The sequence below is a fragment of the Clostridium sp. Cult2 genome, assembly GCF_021655075.1.
Lineage (GTDB): Bacteria > Bacillota > Clostridia > Tissierellales > Tepidimicrobiaceae > Schnuerera.
In genome coordinates, this window is sequence record NZ_PPXX01000049.1 from 1 (window position 1) to 26,181 (window position 26,181).

General features: G+C 33.3%; 34 protein-coding genes. All 34 read left to right on the forward strand.

Annotation, left to right across the window (positions count from 1 at the left end):
* The first annotated feature begins 16 nt into the window (after positions 1–16).
* The 34 genes from rplN (at position 17) to C3E90_RS05325 (ending at position 25,990) form a co-directional block, all read left to right on the forward strand.
* On the forward strand, positions 17–385 hold the full coding sequence (gene rplN / locus C3E90_RS05160; RefSeq protein WP_236914600.1) for a 50S ribosomal protein L14: 369 nt from the start codon (positions 17–19) through the stop codon (positions 383–385).
* 15 nt (positions 386–400) lie between these two features.
* Positions 401–715 (forward strand): 50S ribosomal protein L24, encoded by a 315-nt coding sequence (gene rplX, locus C3E90_RS05165; protein ID WP_236914601.1) that lies wholly within the window; start codon positions 401–403, stop codon positions 713–715.
* 26 nt (positions 716–741) lie between these two features.
* On the forward strand, positions 742–1,284 hold the full coding sequence (gene rplE / locus C3E90_RS05170) for a 50S ribosomal protein L5 (protein ID WP_236914602.1): 543 nt from the start codon (positions 742–744) through the stop codon (positions 1,282–1,284).
* An 18-nt stretch (positions 1,285–1,302) separates the two neighbouring features.
* Positions 1,303–1,488, forward strand: coding sequence for a type Z 30S ribosomal protein S14 (locus C3E90_RS05175; RefSeq protein WP_236914603.1), 186 nt, complete (start codon positions 1,303–1,305; stop codon positions 1,486–1,488).
* A 33-nt stretch (positions 1,489–1,521) separates the two neighbouring features.
* Positions 1,522–1,914, forward strand: a complete 393-nt coding sequence (gene rpsH, locus C3E90_RS05180) for a 30S ribosomal protein S8 (protein WP_442870564.1) — start codon at positions 1,522–1,524, stop codon at positions 1,912–1,914.
* Between the two features lie 36 nt (positions 1,915–1,950).
* A complete protein-coding gene (gene rplF, locus C3E90_RS05185; protein WP_236914605.1) occupies positions 1,951–2,490 on the forward strand; it encodes a 50S ribosomal protein L6 in 540 nt (179 codons plus the stop codon).
* Between the two features lie 43 nt (positions 2,491–2,533).
* Complete coding sequence (gene rplR / locus C3E90_RS05190) at positions 2,534–2,875, forward strand: 50S ribosomal protein L18 (RefSeq protein ID WP_442870565.1); 342 nt, start codon at positions 2,534–2,536, stop codon at positions 2,873–2,875.
* A gap of 17 nt (positions 2,876–2,892) precedes the next feature.
* Positions 2,893–3,399 carry a 30S ribosomal protein S5 gene (gene rpsE / locus C3E90_RS05195; protein ID WP_236914607.1) on the forward strand — a complete coding sequence of 169 codons (507 nt, stop codon included), beginning with the start codon at positions 2,893–2,895 and terminating at the stop codon, positions 3,397–3,399.
* Between the two features lie 12 nt (positions 3,400–3,411).
* On the forward strand, positions 3,412–3,588 hold the full coding sequence (gene rpmD / locus C3E90_RS05200; protein ID WP_236914608.1) for a 50S ribosomal protein L30: 177 nt from the start codon (positions 3,412–3,414) through the stop codon (positions 3,586–3,588).
* Between the two features lie 19 nt (positions 3,589–3,607).
* The gene (gene rplO / locus C3E90_RS05205; protein WP_236914609.1) at positions 3,608–4,057 is read left to right on the forward strand and encodes a 50S ribosomal protein L15; all 450 of its coding nucleotides are present in this window, start codon (positions 3,608–3,610) and stop codon (positions 4,055–4,057) included.
* A complete protein-coding gene (secY, locus tag C3E90_RS05210) occupies positions 4,058–5,332 on the forward strand; it encodes a preprotein translocase subunit SecY (protein WP_236914610.1) in 1,275 nt (424 codons plus the stop codon).
* Positions 5,333–5,351: 19 nt separating this feature from the next.
* Entirely contained in the window at positions 5,352–5,996 is a 645-nt protein-coding gene (locus tag C3E90_RS05215; RefSeq protein WP_236914611.1) for an adenylate kinase, read from the forward strand.
* A 78-nt stretch (positions 5,997–6,074) separates the two neighbouring features.
* Positions 6,075–6,356 carry a KOW domain-containing RNA-binding protein gene (locus C3E90_RS05220; protein ID WP_236914612.1) on the forward strand — a complete coding sequence of 94 codons (282 nt, stop codon included), beginning with the start codon at positions 6,075–6,077 and terminating at the stop codon, positions 6,354–6,356.
* 30 nt (positions 6,357–6,386) lie between these two features.
* The gene (gene infA / locus C3E90_RS05225; RefSeq protein ID WP_005583211.1) at positions 6,387–6,605 is read left to right on the forward strand and encodes a translation initiation factor IF-1; all 219 of its coding nucleotides are present in this window, start codon (positions 6,387–6,389) and stop codon (positions 6,603–6,605) included.
* Between the two features lie 16 nt (positions 6,606–6,621).
* Positions 6,622–6,735: a 50S ribosomal protein L36 gene (gene rpmJ, locus C3E90_RS05230; protein WP_004833592.1), complete on the forward strand. Its 114-nt coding sequence runs from the start codon at positions 6,622–6,624 to the stop codon at positions 6,733–6,735.
* Between the two features lie 57 nt (positions 6,736–6,792).
* Positions 6,793–7,155: a 30S ribosomal protein S13 gene (rpsM, locus tag C3E90_RS05235; protein ID WP_236914613.1), complete on the forward strand. Its 363-nt coding sequence runs from the start codon at positions 6,793–6,795 to the stop codon at positions 7,153–7,155.
* Between the two features lie 24 nt (positions 7,156–7,179).
* Positions 7,180–7,578 (forward strand): 30S ribosomal protein S11, encoded by a 399-nt coding sequence (gene rpsK, locus C3E90_RS05240; protein ID WP_053964931.1) that lies wholly within the window; start codon positions 7,180–7,182, stop codon positions 7,576–7,578.
* 18 nt (positions 7,579–7,596) lie between these two features.
* Entirely contained in the window at positions 7,597–8,220 is a 624-nt protein-coding gene (rpsD, locus tag C3E90_RS05245; protein ID WP_236914614.1) for a 30S ribosomal protein S4, read from the forward strand.
* Between the two features lie 65 nt (positions 8,221–8,285).
* Positions 8,286–9,233: a DNA-directed RNA polymerase subunit alpha gene (locus C3E90_RS05250; RefSeq protein ID WP_236914615.1), complete on the forward strand. Its 948-nt coding sequence runs from the start codon at positions 8,286–8,288 to the stop codon at positions 9,231–9,233.
* A gap of 23 nt (positions 9,234–9,256) precedes the next feature.
* A complete protein-coding gene (gene rplQ, locus C3E90_RS05255) occupies positions 9,257–9,598 on the forward strand; it encodes a 50S ribosomal protein L17 (RefSeq protein WP_236914616.1) in 342 nt (113 codons plus the stop codon).
* A 243-nt stretch (positions 9,599–9,841) separates the two neighbouring features.
* Positions 9,842–10,675, forward strand: a complete 834-nt coding sequence (locus C3E90_RS05260; protein WP_236914617.1) for an energy-coupling factor transporter ATPase — start codon at positions 9,842–9,844, stop codon at positions 10,673–10,675.
* The gene (locus C3E90_RS05265; RefSeq protein ID WP_236914618.1) at positions 10,672–11,532 is read left to right on the forward strand and encodes an energy-coupling factor transporter ATPase; all 861 of its coding nucleotides are present in this window, start codon (positions 10,672–10,674) and stop codon (positions 11,530–11,532) included. The genes C3E90_RS05260 and C3E90_RS05265 overlap by 4 nt, the downstream gene beginning before the upstream one ends.
* Positions 11,525–12,331 (forward strand): energy-coupling factor transporter transmembrane component T family protein, encoded by an 807-nt coding sequence (locus C3E90_RS05270; RefSeq protein WP_236914619.1) that lies wholly within the window; start codon positions 11,525–11,527, stop codon positions 12,329–12,331. Before C3E90_RS05265 ends, C3E90_RS05270 begins: the two co-directional genes overlap by 8 nt.
* An 11-nt stretch (positions 12,332–12,342) precedes the next feature.
* Positions 12,343–13,077, forward strand: coding sequence for a tRNA pseudouridine(38-40) synthase TruA (gene truA / locus C3E90_RS05275; RefSeq protein ID WP_236914620.1), 735 nt, complete (start codon positions 12,343–12,345; stop codon positions 13,075–13,077).
* Positions 13,078–13,193: 116 nt separating this feature from the next.
* The gene (rplM, locus tag C3E90_RS05280; RefSeq protein WP_236914621.1) at positions 13,194–13,622 is read left to right on the forward strand and encodes a 50S ribosomal protein L13; all 429 of its coding nucleotides are present in this window, start codon (positions 13,194–13,196) and stop codon (positions 13,620–13,622) included.
* 27 nt (positions 13,623–13,649) lie between these two features.
* Complete coding sequence (rpsI, locus tag C3E90_RS05285) at positions 13,650–14,042, forward strand: 30S ribosomal protein S9 (protein WP_236914622.1); 393 nt, start codon at positions 13,650–13,652, stop codon at positions 14,040–14,042.
* A 178-nt stretch (positions 14,043–14,220) separates the two neighbouring features.
* Complete coding sequence (gene cwlD / locus C3E90_RS05290; RefSeq protein WP_236914623.1) at positions 14,221–14,946, forward strand: N-acetylmuramoyl-L-alanine amidase CwlD; 726 nt, start codon at positions 14,221–14,223, stop codon at positions 14,944–14,946.
* Between the two features lie 398 nt (positions 14,947–15,344).
* A complete protein-coding gene (gcvT, locus tag C3E90_RS05295) occupies positions 15,345–16,439 on the forward strand; it encodes a glycine cleavage system aminomethyltransferase GcvT (protein WP_236914624.1) in 1,095 nt (364 codons plus the stop codon).
* Positions 16,440–16,471: 32 nt separating this feature from the next.
* A complete protein-coding gene (gene gcvH, locus C3E90_RS05300; RefSeq protein ID WP_236914625.1) occupies positions 16,472–16,855 on the forward strand; it encodes a glycine cleavage system protein GcvH in 384 nt (127 codons plus the stop codon).
* A gap of 4 nt (positions 16,856–16,859) precedes the next feature.
* A complete protein-coding gene (gene gcvPA, locus C3E90_RS05305; protein ID WP_236914626.1) occupies positions 16,860–18,206 on the forward strand; it encodes an aminomethyl-transferring glycine dehydrogenase subunit GcvPA in 1,347 nt (448 codons plus the stop codon).
* A complete protein-coding gene (gcvPB, locus tag C3E90_RS05310; protein WP_236914627.1) occupies positions 18,203–19,657 on the forward strand; it encodes an aminomethyl-transferring glycine dehydrogenase subunit GcvPB in 1,455 nt (484 codons plus the stop codon). Before gcvPA ends, gcvPB begins: the two co-directional genes overlap by 4 nt.
* Positions 19,658–19,667: 10 nt before the next feature.
* Positions 19,668–21,083 carry a dihydrolipoyl dehydrogenase gene (lpdA, locus tag C3E90_RS05315; protein ID WP_236914628.1) on the forward strand — a complete coding sequence of 472 codons (1,416 nt, stop codon included), beginning with the start codon at positions 19,668–19,670 and terminating at the stop codon, positions 21,081–21,083.
* 42 nt (positions 21,084–21,125) lie between these two features.
* The gene (locus C3E90_RS05320; RefSeq protein ID WP_236914629.1) at positions 21,126–21,734 is read left to right on the forward strand and encodes a phosphatase PAP2 family protein; all 609 of its coding nucleotides are present in this window, start codon (positions 21,126–21,128) and stop codon (positions 21,732–21,734) included.
* A 380-nt stretch (positions 21,735–22,114) separates the two neighbouring features.
* Positions 22,115–25,990 (forward strand): S8 family serine peptidase, encoded by a 3,876-nt coding sequence (locus C3E90_RS05325; protein WP_236914630.1) that lies wholly within the window; start codon positions 22,115–22,117, stop codon positions 25,988–25,990.
* Positions 25,991–26,181 lie beyond the last annotated feature (191 nt).

A 26,181-nucleotide genomic window follows, 5' to 3' on the forward strand; every position in this document is an offset into this window, starting at 1 on the left:
GAAAGGAGGTATTCTAATGATTCAAACCGAAAGCCGAATAAAAGTTGCTGATAATTCAGGTGCAAGAGAGTTATTAGTTATCAGGGTATTAGGCGGTACAAATAAAAAGTATGCTAATATTGGTGATATTATAGTTTGTTCTGTTAAGAGCGCAACACCTGGAGGAGTTGTTAAAAAAGGAGAAATAATCAAAGCTGTAGTTGTAAGGACAAAACATGGAGTAAGAAGAAATGATGGTTCTTATATTAAATTTGATGATAATGCAGCTGTTATTATAAAAGATGATAATAACCCAGTAGGAACACGTATTTTTGGTCCTGTAACTAGAGAGTTAAGAAGAGGAAACTTCATGAAGATAATATCTTTAGCACCAGAAGTACTATAAGAGGAGGTGTAGAGCATGCATGTAAAGAGCGGAGATACTGTAATAGTCATTTCTGGAAAAGATAAAGGTAAAAAAGGTAAAATACTAAAGGTATTTCCTAAGGAAAATAGAGTAATTGTTGAAGGAATAAATATGATTACAAAGCATATGAAGTCACAAGGTCCGACTCAACAAGGTGGAATCATTTCTAAAGAAGGGCCTATGAATGTTTCAAAGGTTATGTATTATTGTGACAAGGATAAAACTGGAGTTAGAGTAGGCAATAAAATTTTAGAAGATGGTTCAAAGGTTAGAGTATGTAAAAAATGTGGAGAAGTATTAGATAGATAATTGGCTATTGAAAGGAGGTAATAGGAATGGCTTCCAGATTAAAAGAAAAATATAAAAACGAAGTTATACCAGCTTTAATGGAAAGATTTCAGTATAAAAATGTTATGGAAGTTCCAAAACTAGATAAGATAGTAATAAATATGGGTGTAGGAGAAGCTAAAGAAAATCCAAAAGTTCTAGAAAGTGCTGTAAAGGAAATGGAGCTTATTTCAGGCCAAAAGCCAGTAGTGACTCGTGCAAAGAAATCCATTGCTAACTTTAAACTACGTGAAGGAATGAATGTAGGAATTAAGGTAACCTTAAGAGGAGAAAAAATGTACGACTTTTTAGATAAACTTATGAATATTTCATTGCCCAGAGTTAGGGACTTTAGAGGAGTAAATGGTTCTTCTTTTGATGGTAGGGGAAATTATGCATTAGGTATTAGGGAACAATTGATATTCCCTGAAATTGATTATGATATGGTAGAAAATATTAGAGGGTTAGATATAGTAATAGTAACAACAGCTAATACGGATGAAGAAGCGAAGGTGTTCTTAGAGTATATGGGTATGCCCTTTAAAAAGTAAAGAAGGAGGGAAAATATTTTGGCAAAAAAATCGATGATTGCTAAACAGAAGGGAAAAGCAAAGTTTAGCACAAGAGAATACAATAGATGTAAAATATGTGGAAGACCTCATGGATATTTAAGAAAATACGGTATATGTCGTATTTGTTTTAGAGAATTAGCATATAAAGGCCAAATCCCCGGAGTTAGAAAAGCAAGTTGGTAGTACTAAGGTTATGAAAGGAGGTAGCTAAATATGATGACTGACCCAATTGCAGATATGTTAACAAGAATAAGGAATGGAAATAATGCAAAACACGATTCTGTTGATATTCCTGCCTCAAACATAAAAAGAGAATTAGCTCAAATTTTATTAGATGAGGGATTTATAAAAGGATTTGATGTAATAGAGGATGGGAAACAAGGGATTATCAGAGTTGAATTGAAATTTGGTAAATATAATGAGAAAGTATTAAGCGGAATTAAGAGAATATCTAAGCCAGGATTAAGGGTTTATGTTAAAGGTGATGAAATACCAAGGGTATTAGGCGGGCTTGGAATAGCAATCCTTTCAACATCAAAGGGTATAATGACTGATAAGGATGCAAGAAAAGAAGGTATTGGTGGAGAAGTAATTTGTTATGTATGGTAACAAAAAGCTTAATCTACAGGAACAGGAGGTGCACTTATGTCAAGAATAGGATTGAAACCAATAGATATCCCAAGTGGAATTGAAATTAAATTAGATGACAAGAATTACATGGAAGTAAAAGGGCCTAAAGGTGTTATAAAAGAGCAACTAAGCCCAGATATGGAAATTAAAATTGAAGAAAATCAAATATTTGTTAATCGTCCAACAGAAAATAAAAGACATAAATCATTACATGGATTAACCAGAACATTAATAGCCAATATGATTGAAGGCGTAGCCAATGGTTATTCAAAGAAATTAGAAATTCAAGGTACTGGATATAGAGCACAAAAACAAGGAAAGAAACTAATTTTAAGCTTAGGATATTCTCATCCCATAGAGCTGGAAGATCCAGAGGGGATTGAAGTGGAAGTACCTGCAGCTAACCAAATTATAGTTAAAGGTATAAATAAGCAACAAGTTGGTAATTATGCAGCAGTAATTAGAGATTTCAGGAAACCAGAACCTTATAAAGGCAAAGGAATTAGATATGCTGATGAATTTGTGAAACGTAAAGTTGGTAAGACTGGTAAGTAGAAGGGAGTGAGTAGGATTGCTAAAAAAATTCAAAAGAAATGAAATGAGAAAAAAGAGACATATAAGGGTTAGACAAAAAGTTTATGGAACTCCTGAAAGACCAAGGTTAAATATATATAGAAGCAATAATCATATATATGCTCAGATTATTGATGATGTAGATGGTCATACTTTAGTATCAGCTTCAACATTAGATAAAGAATTAGAGGAAAAGCTATCTTCAACTCATAACAAGGAAGCAGCTAAACTTGTAGGTGAATTAGTTGGAAAGAGGGCTCTTGGTAAGGGAATAAATGAAGTGGTATTCGATCGAGCCGGATATATTTACCATGGAAGAATTAAAGAACTTGCTGAAGGAGCACGGGAAGCTGGACTTAAATTTTAAGAGAAGGAGGGGAATAAATGGAACGTTCATATATAAATCCTAATGAGTTAGATTTAAAAGAGAGAGTTGTAAGTATAAATCGTGTAACTAAGGTTGTAAAAGGTGGTAGAAACTTTAGATTTAGTGCTCTTGTAGTAGTAGGAGACGAAAATGGTCATGTAGGTGTAGGTATGGCAAAGGCTCTCGAAGTACCAGAAGCTATAAGGAAAGCAATTCAAGATGCTAAGAAACATATTATCGAAGTTCCCCTTGTAGGGACTACTATACCTCATGAAATAATTGGTATCTTTGGAGCAGGAAGGGTTTTACTTAAGCCATCTAAAGAAGGTACAGGAGTAATCGCCGGCGGACCAGTACGTGCTGTATGTGAGTTAGCTGGTATTAGAGATATAAGAACTAAATCTTTAGGTTCAAACAACCCAAGAAATGTTGTGAATGCGACTATGGAAGCTTTAATTAATTTGAAAAGAGCGGAAGATGTTGCTAAATTAAGAGGAAAATCTGTAGATGAAATATTAGGTTAGGAGGGGAGTATAGTGGCTAAGATTAAAATCAAATTGGTTAGATCTATTATTGGGAGACCAGAAAAGCATAGAAAAACTATAAAAGCTCTTGGACTTAGAAAGATTGGCCAGGTAGTAGAAAAAGAAGATACTCCTCAAATCAGAGGTATGATAGCTCTAGTAGACTACATGGTTGAAGTGATAGAATAATTTTAGAGGAGGTGTACCTATGAAACTAAACGATTTAAGACCACAAATTGGAGGCGGAACTAAGAAACGTAAAAGAGTTGGTAGGGGTATTGGCTCTGGCTATGGTAAAACTTCTGGGAAAGGACATAAGGGTCAAAAATCAAGATCTGGCGGTGGTGTAAGACCTGGTTTTGAAGGTGGTCAAATGCCATTAATCAGAAGGTTACCAAAGCGAGGCTTTACAAACATATTCGCTAAGGAATATGCTATTATAAATGTGGAAGATTTAAATAAATTTGAGGACAATACAGTAATTACACCAGAATTTTTAATAAATGAAGGCGTAATTAAAAGAGGTAAGGCTATAGATGGTGTAAAAGTATTGGGTGATGGAGATATAAATAAAAAACTCACTGTAAAAGCCCATAAATTTAGCAAAACAGCTGCTGAAAAGATTGAGGCTGCAGGAGGAAAGGTAGAGGTGATATAGATGCTTTCAACCTTGAGAAATGCCTGGAGGATACCAGATATTAGAAAAAGAATCATCTTTACTATATTGATGCTTTTAGTAATTAGATTAGGCTCAAGTATCCCAGTGCCATATATGGATAAAGTAGCCATTAAGCAGATATTTGAAGCAGGGCAAGCGGGAGTACTAGAGTTTCTTGATTTAATGGCTGGTGGAACCTTTAGTAATTTTAGTATTTTTGCATTAAATATTTATCCCTATATTACTGCTTCTATTATTATCCAGCTTTTGACAATTGCTATTCCAAGATTAGAAGAAATAGCAAAAGAGGGCGAAGAAGGCAGAAAGAAAATGGCCCAATGGACAAAATATGGAGCTGTAGTATTAGCGATAATTCAAGCAATAGGTACGACTTTTGGTTTCTTTAATAGAGCTCTTATTGCCCAAGGTCCTTTACAAACTGCTATAGTAATAATATCTTTGACAGCAGGTACTACCTTTTTGATGTGGATAGGAGACCTAATTACTGATAGAGGTATTGGAAATGGTATTTCCCTTATAATCTTTGTTGGTATTATATCAAGGCTGCCTTCTCAGTTTGTAAAGTCCATTGAATTGGTAAGAGTTGGAGCATTAAGTATAATTAAATTAATCTTGTTTATAATCGCTGCTCTATTAATTATTGGAGTAGTAGTAGCATTACAAGAAGGGGAAAGAAGAATACCAGTTCAATACGCCAAGAGGGTTGTAGGTAGAAAGATGTATGGAGGACAAAGTTCTCATATACCTCTAAAGGTATCTATGGCAGGAGTTATTCCTGTAATATTTTCTACTTCATTATTAGCTTTCCCACAAACCATAGCCCTTTTCTTTAAGGGAGAACCATCAGCATGGATAACAAAGTATTTAACGGTTCAAGGTAGTGTGGGAATATGGGTATATTCAATCCTCAACGTGCTTTTAATTATTTTCTTCACTTATTTTTACACAGCTGTTCAATTTAACACAGTTGAATATGCAAAAAATTTACAACAATATGGTGGATTTATTCCAGGAATTAGACCTGGAAGACCAACTTCGGACTATTTAAACAAGGTAATATCAAGAATAACCTTTGTAGGTGCTATGTCTCTTGCGTTAATAGCTTCATTACCAATAATATTGTCTCATTTATTCAAAATGAACATTAACTTTGGAGGAACAGCTATAATTATAGTAGTTGGGGTAGCACTTGAAACTGTAAAACAAATTGAATCACAGATGTTAATGAGACATTATAAAGGATTCTTGAAATAAACTATAGGGGATGATTTAATTGAGATTAATTTTACTTGGGCCTCCTGGTGCAGGCAAGGGTACTCAAGCATCAGCTATAGTGAAGAAATATGATATTCCTCATATCTCTACAGGAGATATATTTAGAGCTAATATAAAAATGGGGACAGAGCTGGGGGAAAAGGCAAAATCCTTTATGGACAAAGGTCTATTAGTTCCAGATGAACTAGTGATTTCCATAGTTAAAGATAGATTAATGGAAGATGATTGTAAAGAAGGGTTTCTTTTAGACGGATTTCCTAGAACTCTTAGCCAAGGAGAAGCTTTAGATAAAGAGTTAATTGAGATGGGATTAAAGTTAGATAGAGTAATAAACTTAGAAGTAGAAAAGGAAGTATTAATAGAAAGAGCTATAGGAAGAAGAGTTTGTAAGGATTGTGGTTCTACTTATCATATTAAATTTAGTCCTCCTAAAGAGGAAAACATATGTGATAGTTGTGGTGGACAATTATTCCAAAGGGATGATGATAAAGTAGAAACCATAGAAAAAAGAATTCAAGTATATCTTAATCAAACTAAGCCTTTAATTGATTATTATACAGAAAAAGGGTTAATATTAAATGTAGATGGCACTAAGCCAATAGATTTACTTTTTAAGGATATAATAGATTCTTTAGAAGAGTAATTTTAGAGAAAGGCAGCGGCCTTTCTCAGTTAATTAATATGACAGCTCATCTATTAAATTAATAAAGAGGTGAACTTAATGGATTCAACTAATGACATAACCGTAGGGCAGGTGGTTAAGTCAAGAGCTGGTCGAGATAAAGGTAATATTTTCTTGGTATTAAGCGTTGTTGATGAGAAGCATGTTTTACTAGTAGATGGAGATTTTAGAAAATTAGATAAACCCAAGAAAAAAAAGTTAAAACATTTAACTGTTTATAATACTGTATTACCGGAATTAAAGTATAAATTAGATAATAATATGAAAATAAATAATGCTTATATTAGAAAATTGTTAGAACCTTTCAATAAAAGTTTTTAAAATTGTTAAAATAGGAGGTTCGATAACTGGATGTCTAAAAAAGATGTTATTGAAGTAGAAGGTACGGTTGTGGATGCTTTACCAAATGCTATTTTTAAAGTAAGGCTAGAAAATGGTCATGAAATTTTAGCCCATATTTCTGGAAAGTTAAGAATGAATTATATTAGAATACTTCCTGGAGATAAAGTAACAGTTGAATTATCCCCTTATGATTTGACAAGGGGTAGAATAACCTGGCGAAATAAGTAGCATAGGAGGGATTTAAATGAAAGTTAGACCATCAGTAAAGAAGATGTGTGAAAAATGTAAAATTATTAGAAGAAAAGGAAGAGTAATGGTAATTTGTGAAAATCCAAAACATAAACAAAAACAAGGATAATGATAGGACGTGGCTGCAAACTTTATTAATATATACCATTAGGAGGTGTAAATAGTAATGGCTAGAATTGCAGGTGTTGACCTACCAAGGGATAAGAGAGTAGAAATTGGTTTAACTTATATCTTTGGAATAGGTAGGTCTAGATCAAATGAAATATTAAAACAAGCTAATGTTGATCCAAATACAAGGGTAAAGGATTTAACAGAAGCAGAAGTTAATACTATTAGAAATATTATTGATAATTATCACGTTGAAGGTGATTTAAGAAGAGATATTGCATTAAATTTAAAGAGACTAAGAGAAATCAATTGTTATAGAGGAATTAGACATAGAAGAGGGCTTCCAGTAAGAGGACAAAGATCAAAAACTAATGCAAGAACAAGAAAAGGTCCTAAGAGAATTATCGGTAAAAAGAAGTAAAAATAGATAAAGGAGGGAAGATAATTGGCAGCTAAAAAAGCTAAAACTACTCGTGTTAGAAGAAGAGAACGTAAAAATATTGAGAGAGGTCAGGCTCATATTTCATCAACATTCAACAACACCATGGTAACTCTAACAGATTTACAAGGAAATGTTTTATCATGGGCAAGTGCTGGACAATTAGGATTTAGAGGTTCAAGAAAATCCACTCCTTTTGCAGCCCAACAAGCAGCAGAAGAAGCAGCAAAAAAAGCTATGGAACATGGCTTGAAAAGTGTTGAAGTATATGTAAAGGGACCTGGATCAGGTAGAGAAGCAGCGATAAGATCTCTTCAAGCAACAGGTTTAGAAGTTAATTTAATTAAGGATGTTACTCCAATTCCACATAATGGTTGTAGGCCACCAAAACGTAGAAGAGTTTAATATAGGAGGTGTAAATATATGGCTAGATATACAGGCCCAGTATGTAGATTATGTCGTAGAGAAGGACAGAAACTATATTTAAAAGGAGACAAATGTTATACAGACAAATGTCCAGTTTCAAAGAGAAACTATGCTCCTGGACAACATGGACAGTCGAGAAAGAAAGTTACTGAGTATGGATTACAGTTAAGAGAAAAACAAAAGGTTCGTAGATTCTACGGAATACAAGAATCTCAAATGAGGATGTATTTTAACAAGGCAGATAGAATGGTAGGGATAACAGGGGAGAACCTATTGAAATTATTAGAACTTAGATTAGATAATGTGGTATATAGATTGGGCTTTGCCTCATCAAGAGCTGAAGCAAGGCAACTTGTTAGACATGGGCATTTCACAGTTAATGGGAATAAAGCTAATATACCATCATCTATCTTAAAAAATGGGGATGTTATTCAAATAAAAGAAAGAAGTAAAAATAGTCCTAAATTTAAAGAGATGATTGAAAATCATAGTGGTAATACTGTTAGATGGTTAGAGGTTAGTCCTGAGGAATATAGGGGTAGAATTGTAGCTGAGCCAGCTAGAGATGACATTGATATTCCAGTAGAAGAACACTTGATAGTAGAGTTATATTCCAAATAATATCTGTAATAGAATCAGTCACCCTCGTCCTTTAATAATAATATATATAAGGAGGGTTAATGTTAATGATAGAAATTGAAAAACCAAGAATAGAGATTATTGAAGTGAGTGAAGACAACACTTATGGGAAGTTTGTTGTAGAACCTCTTGAAAGAGGATATGGTACTACCTTAGGAAATAGTTTAAGACGTGTACTATTATCATCACTGCCAGGGGCAGCTATATCCTCTATAAAGATTCAAGGGGTATTACATGAGTTTTCAATAGTACCAGGTGTATTGGAAGATGTTCCTGAAATGATATTAAATATAAAAGGTATTGCTGCAAAGATATATTCAGATGAACCTGTTACCTTAAGATTAGAAGCTGAAGGTGCACAGGTAATAACTGCAGGCGATATTATTACTGGCCCCGATGTGGAAATATTGAACAAAGATCATTATATAGCCACTGTCAATGAAGACGGTAAATTGTATATGGAACTAGAGATGATAAAGGGAAGAGGGTATAATGTTGCTGAAAGGAATAAAAGAGAAGGTCAATCCGTTGGGGTAATACCTATTGATTCTTCTTTTACTCCTGTGAAAAAAGTGAATTTTTTAGTTGAGAATACAAGAGTTGGACAAATAACAGACTACGACAAATTAACACTTGAAGTATGGACAGATGGTACTATGAAACCAGAAGAGGCTACTTCCTTAGGAGCTAAGATACTTACTGAACATTTAAATCTATTTATTGGTCTAACGGATCATGTAAATAATGTAGAAATTATGGTAGAAAAAGAAGAAGATAAAAAAGAAAAAGTATTAGAAATGACAGTAGAAGAATTAGACCTCTCTGTAAGAAGTTATAATTGTCTAAAAAGAGCTGGTATCAATACAGTTGATGAGCTTACTCAGAAAACTGAAGAGGATTTAATGAAGGTAAGAAATCTAGGTAAAAAATCTCTTGAAGAAATTCAGGAAAAACTTGGCGAATTAGAATTATCTTTAAGAAAAATAGATGAATAGCAAGGCATGAAGGAGGGATAGATGTGGCTACATTAAGAAAACTTGGTCGCCCTACAGATCATAGAAAAGCAATGTTAAGAAATCAGGTAACAAGCCTATTGAAGCATGAAAGGATAGAAACCACTGTAACTAGAGCTAAAGAAACTAAAAGAATGGCTGAAAAAATGATTACCCTTGGTAAAAGAGGGGATTTACATGCTAGAAGACAGGCATTAGCATATATATATGATGAAGATGTTGTAAATAAATTATTTAATGAAATTGCGCCAAGATATGAAGACAGAAATGGCGGTTATACTAGAGTTTTAAAATTAGGTCCTCGTAGAGGGGACGGATCAGAAATGGCCATTTTAGAATTGGTATAAAGGGTGGGGGATTAAGTAGAGGAGACCTATGGTCTTCAACGGCAATTACTTAGTCCCTTTTTATATCAATTGATAATTGACGATTGACAATGGATAATCAATAATTATAAGGGAAACCTTTGGTAGCCATAAAAGACTTAAAAGCTAAACTAAAATAACTGTCAATTGTCCTTTGTCCATTGTCAATCGAAAAACTTTGTGTTATATTAGATATTGTAAATAACTGAAAGCTAGGAGATAAAAATGGCAGATGAAATGATAAAAATAGAAAATGTGACATATGAGTATAGCTCTATTGGAGAAGATAGTCAATTAATGGCAGTTAAAGATGTAAATATCTCTGTTCAAAAAGGTGAGTACCTAGTAATTCTAGGGCATAATGGATCAGGAAAATCCACATTGGCGAAGCTTATGAATGGATTATTATTGCCTACTAAGGGGAATGTATATGTAAATAATATGAATACTAAAGATGAGGATAAGATTTGGAATATAAGAGAAACTGCTGGAATGGTTTTTCAAAACCCGGATAATCAGATAGTTGCAACAATTGTAGAAGAGGATGTAGCCTTTGGTCCAGAAAACCAAGGAATTCCACCTTTAGAAATTAGAGAAAGAGTAGATGAGGCATTAAGGATAGTTGAAATGACGGAGTATAAAAAACATGCTCCCCACTTACTTTCAGGAGGTCAAAAACAGAGAGTAGCAATAGCAGGTATATTGGCTATGAAACCAGAATGTATAATATTGGATGAGCCTACAGCTATGTTAGATCCAACTGGAAGAATTGAGATAATAAATACTATTAAGAAATTGAACAAGGAAGAGAATAAGACCATTATTCATATAACCCATTTTATGGATGAAGCAGTGGAAGCAGATAGAATACTGGTAATGGAACAAGGAGAAATAGTTATGGAAGGAACCCCTAGGGAAATATTTAGCCAAGTGGAAAAGGTAAAAAATCTTGGATTAGATGTGCCTCAAGTGACTGAATTAGCATATGAATTGAGAAAAGAGGGCTTTGATGTTTCTCCTGATATATTAACTATAGAAGAATTGGTGAAGGCCTTATGATTATTAAATTAGAAAACTTAAACTATGTATATAACCCAAATACTCCCTTCGAAAAGAAAGCTTTAGATAATATAAGTTTAAGCATAGATGAAGGGGATTTTATTGGATTAATAGGACATACGGGTTCTGGTAAATCAACCTTAGTCCAACATTTAAATGGTCTTATGAAACCTACTTCAGGAAAAGTGATAGTAGATGGTGTAGATACTAGTTCTAAAGATGCTAACTTAAAAGAAGTTAGACAAAAAGTAGGATTAGTATTTCAATATCCAGAACATCAATTATTTGAAGAAACGGTCTATAAAGATATAGCCTTCGGACCAAAAAATCTGGGACTAGAAGGTGATGAGATTAAAAGAAGAGTCAAAAGAGCTATGGAATTAGTTGATTTAGATTTTGTAACTCTAAAGGATAGATCTCCTTTTGAATTAAGTGGAGGCCAAAAAAGAAGAGTAGCCATAGCAGGAGTTTTGGCAATGAAACCAAAGGTGTTAATTTTGGATGAACCTACAGCAGGGTTAGACCCTAGAGGTAGGGATGAAATACTAGGAAGATTGCAAACATTATATGAAGAAGGAATAACCATAATATTGGTTTCTCATAGTATGGAGGATATAGCTAAACTGGTAAATAGGATAGTGGTAATGCATAGAGGTAAAGTAGCTATGGAAGATGAAACTAGAAAAATTTTTAAGCAAGCAGAAAAGTTGGCAGGACTAGGTTTAGGAATTCCTCAAATTACATCATTTATGAAACAGTATAAAGCTAAAGGAAACCAAGTAGAAGATACAATATTAACAGTAGAAGAGGCAAAAGATGAGTTAATAAATTATTTAAGGAGAAGAGGAAATGCTTAAGGATATTACAATAGGTCAATATTTTCCTGGGGATACTTTTATCCATAGACTAGATCCTAGGATTAAAATATTAATAATAATAATGTTTATAACATCGTTGTTTTTTATTAAAACATTTCCACCATATTTGCTTGTTTTAGCTTTTATAGTTTTTTCAATTTGGCTATCAAAGGTACCTTTTATATATGTATTAAAAGGTTTAAAACCTCTTATGATAATAATAGGTATTACCTTTTTAATAAATGTACTATTGACTAAGGGAGAAGTGTTATTTGAGATAGGCCCATTGACAGTAACTAAGGAAGGCCTTAGTCAAGCGGTATTTATGGCTTTAAGACTAATTTTTTTAATTACTGGAACCTCTTTACTCACCCTTACAACATCACCAATATCATTGACAGATGGAATAGAAAAACTATTATCGCCTTTTAAAAAAATTGGTCTTCCAGCTCATGAATTAGCCATGATGATGACAATAGCTTTAAGATTTATTCCTACTTTATTAGAGGAAACAGATAAGATAATGAAAGCTCAAATGGCAAGAGGAGCAGATTTTGAATCTGGAAATATTATAAATAGGGCTAAGAATTTAGTACCATTGTTGGTACCTTTGTTTATTAATGCTTTTAGAAGGGCTGATGAATTAGCTATAGCAATGGAGGCTAGATGTTATCGTGGTGGAGAGCATAGAACAAGATTAAATGAATTAAAATTAAAAAAACATGATGTATTGGCTATTATCTCAATGTCTATATTCTTTGGTTTTATTATTTCCAATAGATATACTGGTTTTATATAAGAGGTAATAATATGATTAATGTTAAACTTACAATTCAATATGATGGCACTAACTATTGTGGTTGGCAAAGGCAAAAAAATGCAAAGAGCATTCAAGAAGAAATAGAGAAAGCTATCAAATTAATTACAGGTGAAAAAGTAGATTTAATTGGTTCAGGAAGGACAGATAGTGGAGTCCATGCTAAAGGGCAAGTGGCAAATTTTTTTACTCATTCTAAAATTCCTGTTGATAGATTTAAATTTGCATTAAATAGCAAATTACCTAGAGATATAAGTATAATTGATTCTAGAATGGTTCATGAAGAGTTTCATTCCAGATATGATGCTATAGGAAAAAGATATCAATATATTATTTATAATAGAGAAATTAGAAATCCTTTATATAGAAACTTTGTATACCATGTACCCTATTATTTAGACTATAAGAAGATGGAAAAAGCAACTGGGTATTTTTTAGGGACTCATGATTTTGCTACTTTTATGGCATCAAATAGTAATGTAAAAACAACCATTAGAACTATTAACAAATTTTTTTTGGAAAGAACAGAGGATTTAACAACATTTACCATTGAGGGAAATGGATTTCTATACAATATGGTAAGAATAATTATTGGAACTTTAATAGAGGTAGGTAATGGAAAAATAAAAAGTAGCAGTGTTCCCCATATAATAGATTCAAAAAACAGAAATACTGCAGGGCATACTGCACCCCCTGAAGGACTTTATTTAGAAAAAGTCTTTTACTAATAAAATACGATAAATACGTATTGACATTGATATTACCTTGTATTAGAATATATTAGAGTGTTTTAAAAAGCCCCGGAACTTTTTATAACTCAACGCTGGAATAAGGAGGGAATAAGATGAAGAGCTATATGGCTAAACCAAATGAAATTGAAAGAAAATGGTATGTAATAGATGCAGATGGAAAAGTCCTAGGTAGGTTGGCTTCTGAAGTGGCTTCAATATTGAGAGGTAAAAACAAACCTATATATACACCTCATGTTGACACTGGGGATTATGTAATAATAGTAAATGCAGATAAAGTTAAATTGACAGGAAAGAAATTAGATCAAAAACAATATAGATATCATACAGGTTATCCAGGTGGATTAAAATCTGTACCTTATAGAAGAATGATGAGCACAAATCCAGAAAAGGCTATTCAATTAGCTGTTAAAGGAATGCTTCCAAAAAATAGTTTAGGAAGACAAATGTTTAGGAAATTAAAAATTTATAGTGGTCCTGAACATAATCATGAAGCTCAAAAACCGGAAATATATGAATTTTAATTATGCTTTAAGAAGGGAGGACTGTAAGTGGCTAATGTACAATATATAGGAACAGGAAGAAGAAAGACTTCAGTAGCTAGAGTTAGACTACTACCAGGTTCTGGTAATATTATAATTAATAAAAGAGATATTGAAGAATATTTTGATTTTGATACATTGAAAGTTCTTGTAAAAGAACCTCTAGTTATAACTGATACCATAGATAAATATGATGTATTTGTAAATGTACAAGGTGGAGGATTCACTGGTCAAGCTGGAGCTATTAGACACGGTATATCAAGAGCTCTAATAAATTCTGATGAAGAATTAAAGCCAGTATTAAAAAAAGCAGGCTTCTTGACAAGAGATCCAAGAATGAAAGAAAGAAAGAAATACGGTCTAAAGAAAGCAAGAAGAGCACCACAATTCTCAAAGAGATAAAACAAAAAACGCTGGATTATCCAGTGTTTTTTTTATATTCAATATCATATTTGATAAATAAGTTCTCTTTTTGGTGCCTGGCACCAAAAAGGGAACTTATTTATTTTTCTAATTCTTCTATTATGGGAATATGGACAATAATGCTAACAATATATTCTATATAAGGAGGGATTAGATAATGATTATTCTTATTAATAAAAAACATCTTTATATTTTTGTATTTTTCGTTTTAATTATGACAATTTCATTTACTATAATCAAGAATAGAGTTAGGCCAGTATCCTATACTCCAATAACAAATAAAACAGTGGGAATCGATTCGGGTCATGGAGGTATAGACCCAGGAGCAATAGGTATAAGTGGGGTTAAAGAAGATGAGATAAACTTAAAAATAGGAATGAAACTTAAAAGATATATAGAACAAAACGGAGGTAAAGTTGTTATGACTAGGGATACAAAAGATGGGTTATATACAAAAAAATCCAAAAGCCTAAAAGAAATGAAAACGGAAGACCTTCATAATAGAAAGAAAATAATAGAAAATGGTAATTGTGATTTGTTTGTTACAATCCATCTCAATAGTTTCAAAGAATCTAAATACTACGGAGCACAAACTTTTTATAAACCAAATGATGAAGCTAGTACGTTACTTGCTACCTATATTCAAGATGAATTAAGAGATGTTTTAGATAAGAACAATCATCGATTACCTCAAGAAAGAGATGATGTATTTTTAATAAATGAAATCAATTTACCTTCTGTACTAATAGAATGCGGTTTTTTATCCAATCCTAATGAAGAAAAGTTACTCAACACAGAAAAATATCAAGAAAAAATAGCATGGGCAATTTATATAGGGATTATGAAATATTTTAGCCAAATGAATGGAGAATACAATTTTTAATGTGGATAACCTATGTGGATAAATAATAATAATGTGGATATAGAAAATATTATGTAAATCTTTGTTTTTTTGTGCTTTATATAATGCCATAATTAATGTTTACATAAGTTATCCACTATGAGTTGTGGATAATGTGGATAAAGTGGATAAGTAAATATTCTATAAGCAATACTTGGTGAAGGGAAAAAAGGAACAAAACTGTATGTTAAGTGTCTAACAATCAGATATTGTCAGATAAATAATAATATTGCATTCTTTATCCTTCTCCTATATAATAAAGGCGATAGAATTTTTGCTATTCCTTTTTTTACAAGCTGTATGTTTGTTTTAAAAAGGGTTTTTAGGGTAACATATAATATGTGTTAAACCAAATGTAAATATTAGGAAGGAGTGGTAAAATGGTAGCAAAGAAAACTCCACTTTACGATGAGCATGTAAAGCTTGGGGGGAAAATTGTTGATTATGCAGGGTGGTTCCTTCCAGTGCAATACGAAGGTCTAATTCCAGAGCACAAAGCGGTTAGAAATGCAGCAGGATTATTTGATGTATCACACATGGGGGAAATTGTAGTAAAGGGTAAAGACGCATTACCTTATTTACAGTACTTACTAACAAATGATATTGAGTCCATCGAAACAGATCAAATAATATACACTTTCATGTGCTATCCTGACGGAGGTGTAGTGGATGATTTTCTAGTGTATAAGTATAGTGAAGAAGAATATCTTCTTGTAGTAAATGCTGCAAATACAGACAAAGACTTTAAGTGGATGATTGACAATAAGGAAGACTTTAACATTATTATTGAAAACAAATCAGATCAGATTGGTGAAGTAGCTATTCAAGGGCCAAAATCAGAAAAGGTATTGCAAAAACTCACAGAAACTGATTTATCAAGTATTAAACCTTTCTATTTTAATAGAAAAGTTAATATATCAGGTATAGAGTGTATGGTTTCTCGTACTGGCTATACTGGAGAAGATGGATTTGAGGTATATGCGCCTGCAGAAGATATTGTAACCATTTGGAATGATTTATTAGAAACAGGTAAAGAAGATGGTCTAAAGCCTACGGGATTAGGTTGTAGGGATACTCTTAGGTTTGAAGCAGGAATGCCTTTATATGGAAATGAAATTTCCAAAGATATTACACCATTAGAAGGTGGATTAAAGTTTTTTGTTAAATTAGATAAAGTAGAAGATTTTATAGGAAAAGAAGCTCTTAATAATCAATGGAAAGAAGGCTTAAAAAGAAAAGTAGCTGGGTTTGAAATGATTGGAAGAGGTATACCTAGAGAAGGTTATGAAATATATAAAAATGGCGAAAAAATTGGCCATGTAACTACAGGTTACATGTCACCTACTTTAAAGAAAAGTATAGGAAATGCTCTAATTGATATCAAAGAAATAGAGTTAGGAAATGAAATAGACATAATGATTAGAAATAAGCCTGTAAAGGCAAAAATAATCAGTAGGAAGTTTTTAAAGAAGTAATAAATATAAAGAATATTAAGGAGGGCTAAATAATGAAAGTATTAGGAGGTTTATATTACACAAATGACCATGAGTGGTTAAAAATTGATGGAGATGAAGCTTATATTGGGTTAAGTGATTTTGCTCAAGACCAATTAGGAGATATTGTATATGTTGAATTACCAGAAGTTGATGATGAATTTGCTAAAGAAGAAGTTTTTTCTGCAGTAGAATCAGTAAAAGCAGCAGCAGATGTTTATATGCCAGTAGATGGAAAAATTGTAGCTGTAAATGAAGAACTGTTAGACGACCCTGCATTATTAAATCAGGATCCATATGAAAGTTGGATTGTGAAGATTGAATTAACCGATAAGTCTCAACTAGATGAATTGATGACAAGTGATGAATACGAAAAGTTTTTAGATGAGGAGGTATAAAGGAATGTATCCTTACATCCCGAATACAAAAGATGATGAGAAGAGGATGTTGGAATATATCGGGTTTGATTCAATTGAAGATTTATTTAGCGACATACCAGAAAACATTAAACTTAAAAAAGAATTGAACATTAAGCCATCTATGTCCGAATTGGAAGTATCAAGACATTTAATAGAATTATCCCAAAAAAATATTTCAACAAACCAATTAACATGTTTCTTAGGGGCTGGAGCATATGATCATTACATCCCTTCAATAGTTGGACATATTATTTCAAGGAGCGAATTTTATACATCCTATACTCCATATCAAGCAGAAATTAGTCAAGGTACTTTGCAGTATATATTTGAGTATCAAACTCTAATAGCTAATTTAACTGGGATGGATGTATCTAATGCTTCATTATATGATGGAGGAACTGCAGTTGCTGAGGCTGCATTTATGGCTGCAAATATTACTAGAAGAGATCAAATTTTAGTTTCAAAGACTGTAAATCCTGAATCAAGAGAAGTATTAAAAACTTATGCCCATCTTCAAGGAATAGAAGTAATTGAAATTGAGGATGATAATGGTTCAACAAACTTAGAACACCTAAAGGAGCATGTATCGGATAAAACTGCAGCAGTTATAGTTCAAAGCCCAAACTTTTTTGGCATAATAGAAGACTTAGAATCCATTGAAAAAATTGCTCATAGCCAAAAAAGAACCTTATTTATTACCAGTGTAGATCCAATATCCTTAGGAATACTTAAATCCCCAGGATCTCTAGGGGCAGATATTGTTGTAGGAGAAGGGCAGCCAATGGGTATTCCATTACAATTTGGTGGACCATATCTTGGGTTTATTGCTGTAAACAAAGCTCATATGAGAAAGATACCAGGAAGAATCGTTGGAGAAACTATAGATGAAGATGGTAATAGAGCTTTTGTGCTTACCTTGCAAGCAAGAGAACAACATATAAGAAGAGAAAAAGCTACATCAAATATTTGTTCAAATCAAGGTATAAACACATTAGCTGCTGCAGTATATCTTACTACCTTAGGGAAAAAAGGTTTAAGAGAAGTAGCACTTCAAGTAACACAAAAAGCTCATTATGCCTTCAATGAAATAACAAAGTCTGGTAAATACAAACCTTTATTTGATAAGCCATTTTTCAAAGAGTTTGCAGTTACTAGCGATATAGCTGTTAACCAGATAAGTAAAGAGTTATTAGATGAGAATATACTGGGAGGCTACTCATTAGAAAAAGATTATCCCCAATATAAAAATGGAGTACTCTATGCGGTTACGGAGAAGAGGACAAAAGAAGAAATTGATAAATTAAGTTCTGTATTGGAGGGGATAAAATGAGAAAATATGATAAATTAATATTTGAATTATCGAAGTCAGGAAGAAAAGCATATAGACTTCCAGAAAATGATTTGGAAGATATAGCAATAGATGAATTGATTCCTGCCAAATATTTAAATAATAATGAATTAAACCTTCCAGAAGTAAGTGAAGTTGATATAGTAAGACATTATACAAATCTTTCAAACAAAAACTTTGGTGTTGACACTGGATTCTATCCACTAGGTTCTTGTACAATGAAATATAACCCAAAGATAAATGAAGATATGGCAAGTTTAGACGGTTTCAAAAATCTTCACCCCTATCAACCTGAAGAAACTGTACAAGGTGCATTAAAGCTAATGTATGAATTAGATAAAGCATTATGTGAAGTGTCTGGAATGGAAAAAATGACATTACAACCAGCAGCAGGGGCTCATGGAGAGCTTACAGGTTTGACATTGATAAAGGCTTACCATGAAAACAGAGGGGATACTAAAAGAACAAAAATAATTGTTCCCGATTCTGCTCATGGTACTAATCCTGCTTCAGCTGTAATGGCTGGTTTTGATACTATTGAGATTAAATCAACTAAAGAAGGTCTTGTTGATGTAGAAAGTTTAAAGGCAGCACTTAGTGATGAAGTAGCTGGTTTAATGCTTACAAACCCAAATACTCTTGGATTGTTTGAAAGGGATATTAAAGAAATAGCTGATTTAGTACATGAAGCTGGAGGATTGCTGTACTATGATGGAGCTAACGCTAATGCCATCCTAGGCCAAGCAAGACCTGGTGATATGGGATTTGATGTAGTACATTTCAATATTCATAAAACATTCTCTACACCTCATGGTGGTGGGGGACCAGGAAGTGGACCAGTAGGAGTTAAAAGTATCCTATTAGACTTTTTACCAACCCCAACGGTAGAGAAAGATGGAGATAGATATTATTTAAACTATGATATACCTCATACTGTTGGAAGGATGAAAGATTTTTATGGCCATTTTGGCATAATGGTTAGAGCTTATACTTACATTCTAACTATGGGTAAAGATGGATTGAAGAAAGCAAGTGAAATGGCTGTTCTTAATGCTAATTATTTAGGACATAAATTGAAAGAACATTATAATTTACCAGAAGATACTATATTTAAACACGAATTTGTTCTAGCTGGATTAAAAGGTAGCTTATCTGAGGTTACTACATTAGATGTAGCTAAAAGACTACTAGACTATGGATACCATCCACCAACAGTTTATTTCCCACTTATAGTTCGGGAAGCACTGATGGTAGAGCCAACGGAATCAGAGAGTAAGGAAACCTTAGACGAGTTTGCTGAGGCCTTAATTAGAATAGCTGAAGAAGCAATAGAAAATCCACAAATGTTAAAAGAAGCACCTCATGACACTCCAGTAAGAAGGGTAAACGAAATTCAGGCAGCAAGAAATCCTGTACTAAAATATGAAGGGTAGGTGTCAGTAGTTGACTAAAAATATTGCAGTAATTGGTGCAGGTCCAGGAGGATATGTAGCAGCTATAAGAGGAGCACAATTAGGTGGAAATATTTATTTAATAGAAGATAGGGAAGTAGGGGGAACATGCCTCAACCGAGGCTGTATCCCTACTAAAACCTATTTTAGAAATGCCGAGATAATGCACACCTTAAAGAAGTCTGAAGAATTTGGGATTATAATAGATAATTTCAAGCTAGATGGAAAGGCTTTGCAAGAAAGAAAAACAAAAGTGGTAACTCAACTAGTTAAGGGTATTGAACAATTAATCTCCTCTTACAAAAACATAGAATTTATTCCCGGAAGAGCCCAAATAAAAGATAATAAAACTATAGTAGTAAATTTGAAAGATGGAGAAACTCGTGAAATATCTGTGGATAATATAATAATTGCCACAGGTTCTAAACCCACCATGACGGAAACTAAAGGAGTAGACCTAGAAGGTGTAATTACTAGTGATGATCTTTTGGATATGGAAGAGATTCCAGAAACTTTAATTGTAATAGGTGGAGGAGTTATAGGTTTAGAATTTGCAAGTATATACCAGGAATTAGGTTCTCAAGTTATTCTTCTTGCTTCTAGAATATTAAAGAATGTGGATATGGAAATAGCTAGAAGGTTACCTATGTTTTTTAGAAAACAAGGTATGGAGACCTATGTAGATATTAGAGCAAAAGAGATTATAAAAGAAGGGGACAAGTTAAGGGTCGTTGCTAGATATAAGAAGAAAGATGAGGAAATTGAAGTAGTAGGAGATAAGGTTCTAATTGCTTCTGGAAGAGGACCAGTTACAGAAGGATTAAATCTTGATAATATAGGAGTTGAATACAATCATAAAGGCATTAAAGTAGATAAGAACTTTGAAACCACAGTTGAGGGCATATATGCTATAGGAGATGTTAATGATATGGGTATCCAACTTGCTCATGTAGCTTCAGCTCAGGGCGTATATGTAACGGAGAAGATAATGGGATTAAAACCAGATATAAATCTAGATGTCTATCCAAACTGTGTATTTACATTACCAGAAGTAGCCTTTGTTGGTTTTACAGAGGAAGAATTAAAGGCAAAAGGAATAGATTATAAATTTAGTAAGTTTTTGTTTGCTGCCAATGGAAAGGCCTTATCTTTAGGAGAGGGAGAAGGATTCATTAAAGTATTCGCTTCTAAAGAGGATAATAAGGTTTTAGGTGTTACCATACTAGGACCTCATGCTAATGATTTAATCCACGAAGGGGCATTGGCGTTAGCAAATGACATGGATATTGATAGTATTACAAGAACAATACACGCTCACCCAACTTTAAGTGAAGCTTTTATGGAAGCGGTGCATGGTTTGGAGGACAAGGCAATACATATTGCACCACCAAGGAAAAGAAGAAGATAGCAGATTTCTGCTATCTTTTTAAACTTTATTTTTGGAGGAAATATGAAAAATAAAATAATAATAACATTAATTACAATAGTATTAATTATATTTTTTATTACAGGTATATGGATTAGAGCCTCAGAAGAAGGTGTTTTATTTGATGAAGCTGTCATAAATTATATCCATGAGAAGACATCTCCAGAAGGAGTCCAAATAATGAAAATGATAACTTATTTTGGTTCTGTTCACTTTTTACTTCCTTTAGGAATAATTATATTATTATTTATGGTAAAGAATAAAAATTTAAAAGGTATAATATTATTAATTTCATCTACTCTAGGAAGTTATGGATTAAATTTTATGCTTAAAAAAATCTTTATTAGAGTAAGACCTTTAGAATACTTCTTAATTGAACAAAGTGGTTATAGTTTCCCCAGCGGTCATGCAATGGTTTCCATGAGCTTTTATACTACTATGACCTATTTAATATGTGAAAAGATAAAAAAAAGGGAATTGAAGATAGTTTTATATACCATTAATTTTATAATTATTGCAATTATTGGCTTTAGTAGAATCTATTTAGGAGTCCATTGGCCAACAGATGTGTTGATGGGGTTTATAATGGGTTTAATATTTACCTATATTTTGGTGAAATTTGTAAATAAATAATATCTTAACCTGGCACTAACATACAAAATTATAAATTTAATCAAATAAAGCACCCAATCTTTTAAGATTGGTGCTATTTTTGTATTCATTTAGAAATTGGTATTTATTAATATATTATGTATAAATATGACATGCGGTGACGGAAAATAATGGAATTTAACTAAAGGATTTAGAAGGCAATTATAGAATACTTTATATATAAATTTTATTACACATTCTAAAGTTACTTTTACCTAATTGTCATTTCTTTAAATATTTATCATATAAATATTCATAGCATTCCAAATAGTCTTAGCATTGAGAACAAGAGAAGAGGAGGTGGGCTTTCTTAATTTTATTTTTCTATATAAGTTTCTATAAAAAGTTAAAGGGGGAATTTTATGATGAATAAAAAGTTATTGTCAATTGTTTTAGTGTTAATACTTTTGCTAAGCACATTTACTACCGTTTTAGCAGCGCCTAATAGAGAAGTCTTAGAATCCTTAAGGTCTAGTGTAAGAAAACCAGCTGGAGAGATGAGCATATCCATTGATTCTAAGACAAAAGGGTTAACTGATAGTGATGAAGTAAGGGTTTTTGTGGAATTAGAAGATAATCCTATTATTGAATATGCTACAGCAAGGGGCGTTAAGGTAAATGAATTGGACAAGGAAATAAGGAAACAGATGAAGAAGGAACTGCTAGCTGAGCAAAAAAGAATGAAAGAATACCTTAAAACCAATGGGATTAAAATGAAGGAATTAAAGAATTTTGTTAATGTTATAAATGGATTTAGTATTACCACTACATTTGGAGAAGCCAAATTTATTGAGCGAATGCCAGGAGTTAATAGAGTGTCCTTGGTAAATGAATACCATAGGCCTGTTCCAGAGATGGTATCTAGTAAAGATATAGTAAATGCTAGAGAGACCTGGACTAAGCTTGGCTACGATGGTGAAGGAATGGTAGTGGCAATAATCGATACAGGGATAGATCCATCTCATAGGGACATGGTACTAACCAATTCTGAAAATGCTAAGCTACAGGAAGGGTATATTGAAAACCTAGTTCGTTCAGAGGAATACCCTGGCCAATGGCATACAATAAAAGTTCCTTATGGGTACAACTATATGGATGAAAATCAGGAGATATTGGACTTAGGACCAGATGCTTCTGAACATGGTATGCACGTAGCAGGTATAGTAGGGGCAAATGGAAATGAGGAAAATGACGGAATAAAGGGTATCGCTCCTGAATCGCAGCTTCTGGCTATGAAGGTATTTGGCAACAATCCAGCTATGCCATCTACCTTTGGTGATGTAATAGTTAAGGCTATTGACGACTCTGTTGCTCTAGGAGCAGATGTTATAAATATGAGCCTTGGCTCTACTGCATCCTTTGTAATGGAAGATGATTTAGAGCAATTGGCAGTAAAAAGGGCAATGGAAAACGGAGTTATCTGTGCTATATCTGCAGGAAATTCTGCCCAGTTTGGTTATGGGTGGGATGATCCATATGCTAAAAACCCAGATATAGGGGTTGTAGGTGCACCTGGAATTTCTGTTGAATCCATACAGGTAGCATCAATAGAAAATACCCATATGACAACTACGGCGTTAGAGTATTTGTACAATGGAGTCCAAGAAAAGGCAGGTTATGCTCGCGCTGGTAGTCTAAATCCAGTTTCAATATTCACTGGTCCTGTTGAATATGTAAATTGTAATCTAGGTGCAATAGAGGATTTTACAGATGTAGATGTGGCTGGGAAAATAGCTTTAATCCAACGTGGTGGACTTACATTTGTTGAAAAAATTACAAATGCTCAAGATAACGGAGCAATAGGGGTAATAGTTTATAATAATGAATCAGGTGGGGAAGGGCTAGTAAATATGCAATATCCAGAGGATGGCAGGATACCAGCAGTGTTTATTCAGTTGTCTCATGGTTTGAGATTAGTGGAAATAATAGAAACAATACAAAACTTTGTTGAATTCAGAGGTAATACAACAGTTGTTCCAAACCCCGATACCGGCAAAATGTCTGAATTTACTTCTTGGGGAACTACTCCAAACCTAGACTTCAAGCCGGAGATAACTGCCCCTGGAGGGAATATATGGTCTACAGCACAAAAGGACGGATATCAGCTTATGAGTGGTACTTCTATGGCTGCACCTCATGTTGCAGGTGGAGCAGCAGTTGTACTTCAAAGGGTAGATGAGGAATTTGGATTGACAGGTAATGAAAGAGTAGAAATGGCTAAAAACCTCATTATGAGTACGGCTCATCCGTTAGGAGACAAAGGATTGTATAACGATTACTTTGGACTAAGCGGATACAACTTTACTTCACCAAGAAGACAAGGTGCTGGGGTTATGGACATTTATGCTGCAGCTACAACGCCTTCAATAGTTGTAGATAGTAGTACAGGATTGAGTAAAGTGAACTTAGATGAAATAGGTGATTATACTAATTTCACTGTAACAGTTGAGAATTTCAGTGAAGAAACAGTTTCCTACAAAGTTAAGGGCACTGTTCAAACGGATTTGACTGATGGTGATTATAATTTCTTAGAAACTCAAGGTGTCTATATTGATGGGACTATAGAAGATGGAATGGGACCAAATGGGCTGTATTCAGGGGATTTCCCAATTTCATTTGATGAAGAAATAATAGAAGTGCCAGCAGGTGGAAGTGGTGATTTTAATGTATATATAGATCTATCTAATGCTGTAGACTGGTACTATAATGCACCATTAAACGCAATATTCCCAAATGGAACCTTTATAGAAGGTTTTGTTACTCTAGAAGACGTCAATGACACTAATCCAACTCTTAACATACCGTATATAGGATTCTATGGAAGATGGGATGAGGCGCCAATTATAGATGATACAAACTATGATGAAGATGGAACACCTTTCTATGGAGTAACCACAATGACTTGGTTAGATGAGGCAGCAGGTACGTACTACTTTTTAGGGTATGATGCAGAAGGCAATCCAGATGCTAACAATATAGCCTTTTCACCAAATGCCGATGGAGTTGCTGATAGTGTAGTTCCAGTACTTTCATTTTTAAGAAATGCTAGAGAGTTAAATATAAATATACTAGATGAAAGTGGAAGTGTAGTTAGAGAACTATATAAAGGTGAATTTATGAGAAAGAACTATCACAATGCTAGATATCCAATATATACTAGCTATGATTTATGGGCATGGGATGGAACTATTAATAACAGGCTTGCAGATGATGGACAGTATTACTATGAAATTAATGCAAGGGTAGACTACCCAGGAGCAAAATGGCAAACATTAACCTTCCCAGTTAAAATAGACACAGCTCTTCCAGTAGTTGAAGAAATTGTGTACAATGAAGAGACAAAAGAATTTATCGTGGCAGCAAGTGATGGGAAAAATCCTATATACCTATATCGCCTCGTTGAAAAAGGCGAAGTTATAGCTGAATCATTAGATGGAATCTTTGACTTATCTGAAGTGGATTACAGCCATAAATCTCTTTTATTGGTTCAAGATTTTGCAGGAAATGTGACAGTTGAAAAATTAGAGTTTGTATTTAAGGGAGAGAAGGGGGAAAAGGATAAGAAGGATAAAGGCAAAGAAGAATCACAAAATCCAGAAGAGCCAAACCAATTTGAAGAACCTGTAGATCCAGCTGAGGGAGATGAAACTATTCCAACAGTTATGGTTACAGAACCAGAATTCTTTGGCATATATAATAGGTCTAATATAGTAATTAAAGGTTATATCAATGATAAATCCAGTATAGAATCCTTCAAAATAAACGGCGTTGATGTTCCTATTACATGGAATGGACAAACAGGAAACTGGGATTTTGAAACAGAGGTAACATTGGAAGATGGATACCACTCTATAAATGTGGAAGCTATAGACTCTGCTGGTAACCATATTGCCTTCGCTCACAAGATATTTGTAGATACTATAAAGCCGGTTATTGATATAACAAGTGAAGTACCACCTTCTACTGAGAGCGACGTATTATTGATTAGTGGAATTATTACAGACAATTTACCAAGTTTGAGGGTAATGATAAACGGAAATATGATAGAGAATATATCTCCTGATTGGTCATACTTTGACACCTTGCCACCAGCTAAATATGAACTAAATTATGAAATTCAACTTGAAGATGGGAAAAACATAATAATAATAGAAGCAGAAGATGATGTAGGAAATGTTGAAAGGCTAGAATTTAAGATTAACAAGATAAAGGCGGGGAAAGGTAACAATAAGAATTAGCAAAACTAACCCAAATGTCTATGCCTGACACTAACATACTAACTCTAGTTATGCAAGAATAAAAGTCTAATTGGTAATGTTACCATTAAGGGCGTTAAGCTTGATGATAAAACAATTTTGAAATTTCTTGTGTCTCAAGGGAGAAGCTATCCCTTGAGACATTTTATTGGAATTATTGGGCAACATAACAT